Here is an 11,781-nt window from a genome sequence, read left to right on the forward strand (position 1 = left end):
CCTCTTCGACGTGCTCCCCCTGCCGCCATCGAGCTTCGCCTTCCCGGGTCCGAGACCCGCGCCAGAACCTCCGGCCAACGATCCACCGGACATTTAGCCTTCACCCCAGGTCAGGAGATCTGGATTCCACAACCGCGAGACCGGAACATTTCAACCGATGACAGATGCTTTCGGAAAGAGAACTGGTATCTCTAATAGCGCTGCCCAGGGGGCCGCCTTCGCCGCACGCAGCGAGCAGACCCGTCGCGATGATCCGCGCCATCGACCTTCCAGCGCTGTCGCTCGACATCACGAGGACCGCTGTCGCTCGACATCACGAGGACCTCCCCGGCGACGTTCGACCCGGCCCCCTACCAGGCCGCCGCGCCGAGGGGCACTCCGCCAGCGGTGAAGCGCTGCATGAAGCCCCCCGACCCGTCGCCGTCCTGGCTCCAGCTGTCCCAGGCGATCACGAAGCGCCCGTCGGCGGACATCGCCGCGGCCGGCTGGCTCTGTTCGTACATGGTCTGCACGTTGACAGGTTGCTCGAGGCCCACGGCCGTGCCCGAGGAGCTGTAACGCTGGGCGAAGACGCCGCCGTTGCTCCCGTCCTGCCCCCAGCTGTACCAGGTCACGACGAACGCGCCGCCCGCGTCCGAGGCGACCGCGGGATCGTACTGCCCGTCGTCGGTGTACGAGTTGACCTGGAACTCGCCGCCGGCCGACGAGCCGTCGGCCCAGTACCGCCGGCCGAAGACGTTGTCGTCCCAGCCGTTGTAGCTCTGCCAGACGACGACGAACTCGCCGTCGTTGTCCATGGCGACCTGGGGGTACGCCTGGTTCCCGGAGGTGCTCTCGTTGACCTGGATCTCGCCCCCGACCGGAGCGCCGTTCTGATCGTAGAGCTGGCCGTAGGTCCCGCCCTGGTCGCCGTCCTGTCCGTAGCTCACCCACACCACGACGAAGCGCCCGTCGCCCGCCATGGCCACGCTCGGGTAGTCCTGGGAGTCGGTCGTGAACGCGTTGACCTGGAACTCGCCCGCGACGGGCGTTCCGTCGGCCCAGAACCTCCGGCCGAAGACGCCCCAGCCGCTGCCGTCCAGCGCGCCGCCGTCGGCCCAGGCCACGACGAAGTCGCCGTCGTCGTCCATGGCCACGTCGGCGGAGTCCTGGGAGCTCGCGGTCGTCACGTTGGCCTGGATCTCGCCGCCCATCGGGTAGCCGGTGGCGTCGTAGCGCTGCGCGTAGACCCCGGACGAGTCGCCGTCCTGATCGTAGCTCTGCCAGACCACGACGAAGCGCCCGTCGGCGGCCGCGGCGATGGCCGGGCGCGACTGATCGGACCAGGTGGTCGTATTGACCAGGAACTCGGCGCCGTCCGGCGCGCCGTCGGCGCCGAAGCGCTGGCCGTAGATCCCGCTGGTGCTCGAATAGTCCTGGTCCCAGCTGGCCCAGACCGCGGTCGCGGTGCCGTCGTCCGCCAGCGCCACGTCGAAGTTCATCTGCCCGGCCGCGTTCTCGGTGTTCAACTGCAGCTCGGCCACGGTGCAGTCGTGGCAGCCGTCCCACGCCTCGTCGTTCGTGTCGTCGCACTCCTCCGTGACCAGGCCCGATATCCGGACGTCGTCCACGTGGTACGTGTCCCACCCTTGGTCGGCGGAGCCGTCCTTCTGGTAGCTCCAGACGAACGTGTGGATGCCCGCCGAGACCTCGTTGCACTGCTCGGTCCAGACGGTGTGCTCGCCGCTGACCTCGAGCTCGGGGGTGCCGTCGATCGCGAACCGGAAGACGTCGAAGGTCGGCTCGGAGTGGCCGGCCCACCAGAAGCAGATCTCGCCGTCGGTGTACTGCTCGATGCCGATCTCGGCCGTGGTCGTCGCCGCGCCGACGTTGTTGGCCCGCAGGGAGTGCGTGCCGCCGTGGGCCGTCGTGGCGTCGACCTCGAACCGGTACCAGGTGTCGGGGTCGATCTGCCAGTCCAGCCGCGGGGAGGCCCAGCCGCTTTCGAAGCCGTCGGTCACCGCGAAGTTGTCACCCGTGAGCCCGTCGCCGCAATACTCCAGCTCGCAGTCGGAGGAGCAGCCGTCCCCCGGATCGGTGTCGTCGTCGTCGCACTCCTCGTCCGTGTCCTGGGTGCCGTCGCCGCAGGTGCCGGTGTCGGTGTCCGTATCGGTGTCCGTATCCGTATCCGTATCCGTGTCGGTGTCCGTGTCCGAGTCGGTGTCCGTATCCGAGTCGGCGTCCCCGCCGGGATCCAGATCGTACTCGAGCCCGTCGACGTCGCTGAGCAGGCTGCAGCCGCACGCGATCGTGAAGGCGGTGATCATCGCGATTCGCATCATCAGAACCTCGCGTCGAGCGTCAGGCCGAAACCGCCGCCCGCCACCTCCATGGCGGTCACGGCGATCGCGGGCTCGGGTTCCTCGTCGGGCTCGACGAAGAACAGGATGATCCCTGTGACGAGGCAGGCGGCGCCCACGCCGTACAGGACGTCGGCGGTCAGGCTCAGCCTCTTGATCGAGTCGCCCTCCTCGCGCTCGGAGGGGGGACAGTGGCCGTCGACGCAGCTGTCGAGCAGGCTCTTCTCGCGCGCCATGGAGACCCCGCCGACGACCCCGCCGGCGATGGCGATCGCCGCGCCCGAGCCGAGGAGGACCCAGGTCCAGATCCTCCCGCCGCCCTCGGTCGCGGGTGGCGAGCCCGGCGGGGGGCCGGGCTCGACGCGATCGGGATCGACGTCGCCCGGCGCGGCGCCCTCGATCCTGACCACGACGCGCTGGCCGCCGGCGACCGTGACGCGCTCCCTATGGATCTCGGCGCCGTTGCACTTGGCCACCAGCTCGTGCTCTCCGAGATCGACGATCACCGGGCCGGCCAGGGGCAGCGAACCCTCCCGACGGCCGTCGACGAAGATCGTCGCCTCCTCCACGTCGGTCTCGATGACGAGCATGCCGACCAACCGGTTCAGCCGCGCGATCTCGGCCTTGACCTCCCGCTCGCGCTCGTCGGTCACGGCGTCCGCCCCCTCGGCCAGGTAGCTGACGTAGGCCTGGAGCGCGGCGGCGTAGTGGCCGAGCTGGTTCTGCGCCTGGGCGATGTTGTAGAGGATCTTGTAGCTCGGCTTGAGCTCGTAGGCCCTCTGGAAGGCGACCGCGGCCTGGTCGAACTTGCCCTCCTCGTACAGGGAGATCCCCTGCTCAAACTGGGCGCGGGCCTGGTCCTCGCCCGCCGCTGCGCTCGCGACAAAGGACACGAGCGCGGCGGTGAGCACCGTCAGCCTTGCCACATGTCTCATCTCGGCCTCCTGTGCACTGTCGCCCGACCAGGCGAGAGGATAACCCGTTCCGCGAGAGCCTGCCCAGGTTTTTGCCGCTCGATTCGTGCCGTCCGTGAAAATCTGCCGGCCGGCCGGAGAGGCCGGCGCGGTCAGGTCGCCTCGCCCAGCTCCGCGATCTGCTCGAGGAGATCGCTCGCCGGGGCGTCGTAGATCCGGTTGTCCGCGGCGCGGCCGATGCGGACGGACAGATCGAGGTGCTCCTTGGCCAGGTCGTACTTCTTGCGCTCGAAGTGGATGCGGCCGAGGAAGTAGTGGACCTGGACCTGCTCCCACACGGTGTTGCGCTCGTTCGCGACCGTGAGCGCGTGCTCGAGCTGGGTGAGCCCGTCGTTCGAGCCGAACTTCAGCGCGTCGATGAACGCGAGGAAGATGTTGTTCAGGTTGACGACGATGTCGTACCCGATCTCCTGCGCGACCTCCTGCGACATACGCAGGTAGGAGAACGCCTTGCGGTAGTCGCCGAGCTGCACGTAGTCGTCGCCGATGTTGTGCGCGTTCGCCGCGATCTGCTCCTTGAGGTCGTACTCCTTCGCGATCTCGAGCGCCTTCTGGCTGATCATGATGGATCGCTCGATGTCGCGCGCCATGTACCAGACCTGGGCCTGGCAGCGCTCGAAGATGCAGCGCGTCTCGGGCGCGAGCCCCGGGTTGACGAGCCTCTCCGCCGCCTGGATCGCCGCGATCGCGCCCTCGTGGTTGCCCGAGTTCCCGAGCGCCTTGGCGAGCTGCGAGAGGCTCACGACCTTCCGGTTCGGATCCGCCTCCGGCGGCCACAGGTCGGTCGCCTCGCGGTAGTAGAGCTCGGCCTTCTTCATGTCGCCGAGGATGATGTACACCTCGCCCGCGGTCGCGCGGACCTCGGCGCGCAGCCCCTGATCGCCGATCTCGTCGGCCAGCTCGATCGCGTGCTGGAAGTACTGCTGCGACGCGAAGTGGTCCGAGCGGGCCTGCAGCTCGGCCGTGATGCGCAGGATCTCGACGAGCGAGCGCTTGTCGCCGAGCTCTTCGGCGAGCTCCTCCGCGAGGCGCATCTTCTCGATGCCCATCGCGATCATGTTCGTCTTGACCGCGAGCGCGCCTATCGGGAGGTACAGCGACAGGATCCGCCTGGTGTCCGGGTGCGGCACGTTGTGCAAGAGGTCGAGCGCCTTGAGGTAGTAGTCGAGCGCCGAGCGGTGGGAGTAGTCGGAGGCGACCTTCTCGCCGGCGCGGATCAGGTAGTCGACCGCCTTGTTCCTGTCGCCGCCCTCGCGGTAGTGCACGGCGAGGCGCTCGACGAACTCGTCGATCCGGTCGGCGAAGGTGCTCTCGATGGCGGCCGCGATCGAGATGTGGATCTCCCGGCGATCGGACAGCACGATCCCCTGGTAGACGATGTCGCGCACCAGATCCGACGCGAACGAGAACTCGTTGGCCGAGATCCGGTTGAGCAGGCCGATCTCCTTGAGCCCGAACAGCATGGGCTTGAGATCCGCGAGCGGCACGCCGGTGACGCGCCCGAGCAGCGTCACGTTGAACCGCTGCCCCATGACCGCGGCGCGCTGCAGGAGCCCCTTCTGGTCGGCGGGCAGCCGCTTCACGCGGGCACTGACCAGCCCGCGCAGCGTCTTCGGCACGTCGACGAGCGCGCTGTCCGGGTTGTAGGTGACCTGATCGCCCTCCACGACGACCGCGCCGTTCGCGAGGAGCGTCTTGATGTACTCCTCGATGTACAGGGGGTTGCCGTCGCTCTTGAGCGCCACGTCCATGAGCAGGTCGTCCGGCGCCTTCTTCACGTCGAGGCGCGAGATCGCGAGCCGCTTCGAGTCCGACTCGGACAGCGGTCCGAGCTGGATCTCGGCGCACTGCGGATCGCCCTCCCACCCGTGGGCGAACCCGGTCCTGAGGCCGAGCGCGATCATCACCGACACCTGGCCGATGGAGCGCGACAGGTGGTGCAGGATCTCGAGCGACTCCTTGTCGATGTACTGTAGATCGTCCCAGAAGAAGATCGTGAGCCGGTCCGCGGCGAGGCTCGTCGCCGCGCGGATCAGCGACGACCTGAGCTGTCGCCCGCGCTCCTCGGGGCCGGTCGCGAGATCCTTGGAGGCGCCGAGCAGCACCGACACCGCCTGGACCTCCTCGGGGATGAGCCCGAGCTCGCGGAGGCGCTCGAGCTTGAGCTTGAGCTCGCCCTCGGGCTCGATCTCGCTCAGCGCGAGGATGGAGCGGAACATCGACGCGACCGCGGAGTACGGCGTCGCGTTGCGCCACGGGACGCAGGTCGCCTCGTGCCACCCGATCTCGTGGCCGCCCGCGAGCAGGCGGCGCTGCACCTCGTGGAGGATGCGCGTCTTGCCGGTGCCGGCGTCGCCTATCAGCGCGAGCACCTGTCCCGCGCCGCGGCTCACCGACGCGAGCAGCTCGCCTATCTGGCGCAGCTCGTCGCGGCGGCCGAACAGCCTGCCGTACGACTCGGCGACCGGCCTGCGCCCGCTGATCTTGAACACGGAGAGATCGACCCCGCCGACCGCGACGGTGGTCACCTCCTCGAAGAAGAAGCTGCCCTGCGCGAGATCGCGCCCCGCGGACGACGTGCACACCCAGCCCACGCCGCGCTTGGCGAGCTCCCGCCCAGCCGCGAGCGCCTTGAAGTAGGCGTCGTCCTCGCGCGGCCTCGAGCCGCCGCCGACGACGATCTTGTCCGGGTGCACGCCGATGCCGATCTGGAGCTTCGCCCCCGGAGTCCCCTCGGTCACCGTGGGCAGGATGCGCTGCAGCTTGAGCGCCGCGTTGATCGCGTCCTGCGTGTCGCGGCCGTCCGCGACGTCAACGCCGTACAGCGCGACGAGGAGATCGCCGCGCTCCTCCACCACCACGCCGCCGCCCTCGACGAGGACCTCGGCGAGCTTGCGCACCGAGTCCTTGGGGGGCGTCGGGCCGATCATCTCGACCGCGACCACGGTCACGTCCCGCATCTCCGCAGCGAGGCTGCGCGTCCCGGTGGTGGTCGTCGTGTGCTCGCCCGCCGTCGGAGCCGGCACCTGGACCGAGGTGATCTCCGCGGGCAGCTCGAGCCCGGCCTGCGACGTGTTCGTCGCCGCGGTCGCGCCGCCGCCGAGCGCCGCCACGAGGTTCTCCGCCTCGCCCTCTCGGGAGCGCTTCTCCTCCTCCTCGGTGACGCGGGTCTCCTGCAGGAACGAGGCGACGGAGTGCGCGCCGACCCGCGCCCCGATCGTGTACAGGAACGAGATCAGCGCCTCGTACAGCTCGCCGGCGTCGCGGAACCTCTCGGCCGGGTTCGGCGCCATCGCCTTGGCCACGATGTCGCAGATCTCCTGCGGCGCGTTCTGGCCGAACGGCGTGTCCTTCAGGGGCGGGTACGTCCGCGACTGGATCTTGTGGATCACCTCGGCCGCCTTGAGGCCGCGGAACGGGTTGATCGACGTGATCGCCTCGTACAGCACGACGCCGAGCGCGAAGATGTCGACGCGCCTGTCGTGGGGCTTGGCGAGCGCCTGCTCCGGCGCCATGTAGGCGTACTTGCCCTTCACCGAGCCCGGCTCCTCCTCGGAGAGCGTGGTCTTGGCCTTGGCGATGCCGAAGTCGGTGATCTTCACCTCGCCCTCGTACGAGAGCAGGACGTTGTGGGGGCTGATGTCGCGGTGGATGATGTTGAGCGGCTCGAGGTTCTGCCCGCGCCGCCTGTGCGCGTAGTCGAGCCCCTTGGCCACCTCGCTGCCGATGTACGCGGCGAGCTCCAAGGGCACGCTGCGGCCGAGGGTCTCGCAGCGCTTGATGAACGTGGACATGTCCTGGCCCTGCACGTACTCCATCGCGATGTAGTACGAGTCCCCGACCTTGCCGAGATCGAACACCTGCACGATGTTGGCGTGGTTCAGGGAGACCGCGATCTTGGCCTCGTTGATGAACATGTCGACGAACCGCTCGTTGTCGGTCAGCGTCGGCAGGATGCGCTTGATGACCAGCAGCTTTTCGAACCCCTCGACACCGTACGACTTGGCCTTGAAGACCTCGGCCATGCCTCCGCGTCCGAGCAGCTCGAGCAGCTGGTACTTGCCGAAAATCACGGGTCAGATCCTTCGTCTCACGGGCGCGCCGACAAACGCCCCCCGAATTCGTGCCCCTTGGACACGTTCTCGTACCTCTTTAAACAACGGCGGCTCAATAAGATCAAACCGCCAAACGCCGCAACAGTTAAGTGCTCCTGAACAAATATTTTCTGCACAGAATTCCCCACCCCCCGCGAAAAGCCCCTATTTCCCGGACACTGCGTCGAGCAGCGCGCGGGAGAACCGAGTCACCTTCCCCACGGTTTCAATCGAGACGCACTCGGCCGGAGAGTGCGGCCAACGTATCGTCGGTCCGAAGGAGATCATGTCGATGCCCGGGTACTTCTCCCCGATGATGCCGCACTCGAGCCCGGCGTGGATCGCCGTGAACTTGGGCTCCGTGCCGAACTCCTTGATCCAGGCGCTCTTCGCCACCGCGAGGAGCGGCGACGCCATGTTCGGCTGCCAGCCCGGGTAGCCCTTGTTCGACTCCACGGCCGCGCCCGCGAGCGCGCCGACGGAGCGGATCTGCGCAACCACGCCGTCGAGCGCCGACATGTTCGACGACCTCGAACTCGCCAGGATCGACAGCGCGTCCTTCTCCGTCCGGACGCGGGCGACGTTCGAGGAGGTCTCGACGAGCCCCGGAAGATCGCGCGACATGGCGAGCACGCCGTGCGGCAACGCGAGCAGCAGGCGGGCGGCGGCCATCGTCGAGGCGTCGGTGAGCGCCTCGGCCGGCGCCTGGGCCTCGCGCGTCGCGGTGAGCTGGAGATCCGGCTCCGCGGACGCGAACTCGGTGCGGAACCCGGCGAGCAGCTCGGCGCAGCGGCTCTCGAACGCGGCGGCCCCTTCGGCGGGGATCGCGACGAGCGCGAACGCCTCGCGCGGGATGGCGTTGTGCTTGTCGCCGCCCTCGATCGCGACGAGCCGGATCGGGGCCGCGTCGGCGGCGGCGAGGATCGCCCTCGCGACGAGCCGGATCGCGTTGCCCCGGTTCAGCACGATGTCGAGGCCGGAGTGCCCGCCGCGCAGGCCCTTGACGTCGATGCGGTACGCCGCGTGGCCCTTCGGGAGCGGGCCGCGGGAGATCGGGAGGCGCGTGTGCGTGTCGCGGCCGCCCGAGCAGCCGACGTAGAACACCCCCTCCTCCTCGGAGTCGAGGTTGGCGAAGAGCTTGCCCGTGACGAAGCCCGGCTCGAGCCCGTTCGCCCCGTTCAGCCCGGTCTCCTCGTCGACCGTGAACAGGAGCTCGAGCGGCCCGTGCTGCGCGGCCTTGTCCTCCATGAGCGACAGCGCGATCGCGACGCCGATGCCGTTGTCCGCGCCGAGCGTGGTGCCGTCGGCCTTGAGCCAGTCGCCGTCCCGGACGAACGACACCGGATCCTTCTCGAAGTCGAACACCTTGTCGGAGTTCTTCTCGCACACCATGTCGAGATGCCCCTGGAGCACGACGACCGGCGCCTTCTCGCGGCCGGGCGAGGCCTTCACGCGCACGACGACGTTGCCGACCGCGTCGCGCTTCGCCTGGCAGCCGGCCTCCTCGGCCCACTGCACGACCGCCGCCGAGAGGGCGGCCTCGTTTCGCGATCCGTGCGGGATGCGGCGGATGCGCTCGAAGTACTTCCAGACGGCCTTGGGCTCGAGGTTTTCGACGGAGTATGACATCTGGGCTCTCCTTGCTCGGCGCGAGAACGCGGTATGGGGCGACCGCCGTCGCGCGGTCGTTTCGCGGGCGCCAATATACAATGTCGGCGTGCGCGGCACTATACGCAATGTGCGCATTCGAACATGGATGCGTCGCGCCGCCCGGATCAGGCGCGGATCCGCAGGCTGCCCTCGCAGAAGATCGTGTCGGCCGCGCCCTCGTCCGCGACCGCGCCCGCCCGGACGAGGCAGCGTTCGAGCGTCACCCCGGCACCGACCCGCGCGCCCCGCTCGACCACCGTGCCGCCGAGGAGCGCGGCGCCCTCCCCGACGATCGCGCCCTCCCCGACGTGGAAGCCCGCCGCCGGCGGCCCGTAGCCCTCGAGGCGGATCCTCCCGGACGCGAGGCCGACGTTCGCGTCGAGGTAGCTGCGCGGGGTGCCGAGATCGACGAACGCGCCGGGGTCGACGCAGGCGCCGAGCGGTCCGCCGTCGCGCACGAGCTTCATGTAGGCGCCGCGGACGATGCACCCGCTCTCCGGGAGCAGCGCGAAGATCTCCGGCTCGAGGACGTGCACCCCCGTGAACATGTGCAGCGCGAGACCGCCCCTGTCGGCCCCGACGTCGACGAGGCGGCGCACGCGGCCGTCGCCGTCGATCCCCACCGCGCCGAGGCGCTCCGCCTCGGGATCGCGCCGCACGACCATGGTCGCGATCGCGCCGCTCGACCTGTGTGCGTCAACCGCGGCCTCGAGATCGGGCGCGAACAGGGCGTCCCCGTTGACGACGCAGAACGTCCTCTCGCCGAGCAGGCCCCGCGCGCGCCGGATGCCGCCGCCGGTGCCCAGGATCTCGGGCCGCTCCTCCGAGTACTCGATCGAGACGCCGAGCGCGGCGCCGTCGCCGAGGAGCGCGCGGATCACCTCGGGACGATGGTGGAGGTTGACGACGATCTCCGTGATGCCGATTCTCGCGAGGTGCGCGATCGTGCGCACGATGTTGGGCACGTCGACCACCGGCAGGGCGGGCTTGGGCGTTCGATCCGTGAGCGGGCGCAGGCGCGTTCCGAGGCCGGCGGCGAGGATCATGGCGCGCATGCGGGCACTCTAACGCCATTCCGCGTTTCCTGGTACGTTTCACGGCGTGTCGAGGCAGCGAACGAAGCGCACGACGACCTTCCTCGCCGTGGCCGCGTTGGCGATGGCGTGCGGGCACGTCGCGGCGCCGCCCTCGGGCGCGGCCGAGGAGACCTCTTCCGAGAAGGCCGACCTCGCGAGAAGGATGGCGGCGATCCAGCGCTCCCTCTCGGCGGTCGGGTACGCGCCGCTTCCCGCGCGCGTCTTCGCGGAGATCGCCGAGGGCGGGAGCTGCGCGCTCGAGCTCACGCCCGGTGCGGGTCGCGTCGTCGCCGTGGCGATAGGCGCGCCCGACGCCCTCTCCATGGATCTCGCGGTGACGGCCGAGGGCGACGGGGAGGAGCTCGCGTCCGACGTCTCCAGGGCCCGGCGCGCCGCGGTGTCGTTCGCGGCCCGCGCCGACACGCCGTACACGATCACCGCGACCGCGGTCGCCGGCTCCGGAACGGCCGCCGTCGCGGTTTTCGGCGCAGCGCTCTCGGCGACCCCGCCTCCGCTCGCAACGCTGTTCGACGCCGACCCGGCGCCGCGCCTCTCCTGGGCGGAAATCGAGAACCTCCTGCGCGCCGACGGGTACGAGCCCGAGGGCGAGCCCGTCGATTTCGATTCGGCGGAGGCCGCGCACCGATCGTTCCCGTTCGGGATCCGGGCGGGCCGATGCTACTCCTTCGTCGCGCTCGGGAGCGGCGGCGTCGATGCGATCGAGCTGCGCGTGAGCGTCTTTGCGGAGCTGCTCTCGGCCGACCTCGCGGAGCGCTACCACGCGTGGGCGCAGCTGTGCGCCGAGGAGGACGCGACGGTCCGCGCGTCGATCGACGTCTCGAAGGGAGCGGGCCACGCGCGGCTCGGGCTGTTCGCGGCTCCGCGGGACGCCGTCGCGGATCTCAACGGGCCGAGGATCCGCCCGGCCGTCCGCGTCCGTACCCTGGACGCCGCCCTCCGCAGCGCCGGCGCGGTCGTCGAGCGACGCGGGTACGGACCGGCCGAGCGGTTGACGACGGCGGTCATCGAAGGCGCCGGTGGGCGCGTGGAGGTGCCGCTCCCCTCCGAACCGAGCGGCTGCTACGCGCTGGTCGCCGCGGCCGAGGACGCCGGGGCGGACGTCGATCTGCAGATCGTCCTCGAACGGCGCTCCGATGCGAAACAGGCGCTCGAGCTCACGGATCCCTCGGACGGCCCCGACTCGCGGATCGCGGTCTGCCACGGGGACGACGTGCGGGCTTCGGCGACCCTGATCGCGGTCCGCGGCGGCGGTCCGGTGGGGGTAGCGAAGCACGTGCTCCCCGACATCGCGATCGAAGCCGGAGGAAAGGAGCCGCCGCTCGCCGCGCGTGAAGCCGCGGCGCGGCTCGGCCGCGTGGGCCTCGCGCCGGCCGGATCCGGCCCTTCGGTGCGCTCGAAGGGCGGGCTGTGCTACGGCGCGATCGCCTTCTCGCCAGGCGGACGGATCTCGCGCCTCGCCGCCCGGGAGCGCGGCGCGGGGGATCACGCCACCGAGTGGTCGGGCGACGACGAAGGGCCGGAGGTCACGTGGTGCGCGGAGGAGGACGCCGACTACGACGTCGAAGCGACCGCGATCGGCGAAGGCGCGGGACCGCCCGTGATCGTCGTGTTCGCAGCCGACCGGTAG

The 11,781-nt window shown here is 69.9% G+C and carries 6 protein-coding genes; 1 reads left to right on the forward strand and 5 read right to left on the reverse strand.

Annotation, left to right across the window (positions count from 1 at the left end):
- Nucleotides 1-350: 350 nt before the first annotated feature.
- The 5 genes from M0R80_20200 to M0R80_20220 form a co-directional block, all read right to left on the reverse strand.
- Complete coding sequence (locus tag M0R80_20200) at nucleotides 351-2,321, reverse strand: hypothetical protein (protein MCK9461959.1); 1,971 nt, start codon at nucleotides 2,319-2,321, stop codon at nucleotides 351-353.
- Complete coding sequence (locus M0R80_20205; GenBank protein MCK9461960.1) at nucleotides 2,321-3,274, reverse strand: tetratricopeptide repeat protein; 954 nt, start codon at nucleotides 3,272-3,274, stop codon at nucleotides 2,321-2,323. The genes M0R80_20200 and M0R80_20205 overlap by 1 nt, the downstream gene beginning before the upstream one ends.
- A gap of 131 nt (nucleotides 3,275-3,405) precedes the next feature.
- Entirely contained in the window at nucleotides 3,406-7,386 is a 3,981-nt protein-coding gene (locus M0R80_20210; protein ID MCK9461961.1) for a protein kinase, read from the reverse strand.
- 186 nt (nucleotides 7,387-7,572) lie between these two features.
- Nucleotides 7,573-9,036 (reverse strand): aminoacyl-histidine dipeptidase, encoded by a 1,464-nt coding sequence (locus M0R80_20215; GenBank protein MCK9461962.1) that lies wholly within the window; start codon nucleotides 9,034-9,036, stop codon nucleotides 7,573-7,575.
- 146 nt (nucleotides 9,037-9,182) lie between these two features.
- Nucleotides 9,183-10,112, reverse strand: coding sequence for an NDP-sugar synthase (locus tag M0R80_20220; GenBank protein MCK9461963.1), 930 nt, complete (start codon nucleotides 10,110-10,112; stop codon nucleotides 9,183-9,185).
- Between the two features lie 46 nt (nucleotides 10,113-10,158).
- Here M0R80_20220 and M0R80_20225 point away from each other — a divergent pair, with 46 nt between their 5' ends.
- Nucleotides 10,159-11,781, forward strand: a complete 1,623-nt coding sequence (locus M0R80_20225) for a hypothetical protein (GenBank protein MCK9461964.1) — start codon at nucleotides 10,159-10,161, stop codon at nucleotides 11,779-11,781.

This window comes from Pseudomonadota bacterium (assembly GCA_023229365.1).
In the GTDB taxonomy this organism is placed as follows: domain Bacteria; phylum Myxococcota_A; class Polyangia; order JAAYKL01; family JAAYKL01; genus JALNZK01.

What these genes read in the sequence shown, in the direction of transcription:
- M0R80_20200 (MCK9461959.1), bottom strand. Translation starts at nt 2,321, where the DNA reads ATGATGCGAATCGCGATGATCACCGCCTTCACGATCGCGTGCGGCTGC.
- M0R80_20205 (MCK9461960.1), bottom strand. Translation starts at nt 3,274, where the DNA reads ATGAGACATGTGGCAAGGCTGACGGTGCTCACCGCCGCGCTCGTGTCC.
- M0R80_20215 (MCK9461962.1), bottom strand. Translation starts at nt 9,036, where the DNA reads ATGTCATACTCCGTCGAAAACCTCGAGCCCAAGGCCGTCTGGAAGTAC.
- M0R80_20220 (MCK9461963.1), bottom strand. Translation starts at nt 10,112, where the DNA reads ATGCGCGCCATGATCCTCGCCGCCGGCCTCGGAACGCGCCTGCGCCCG.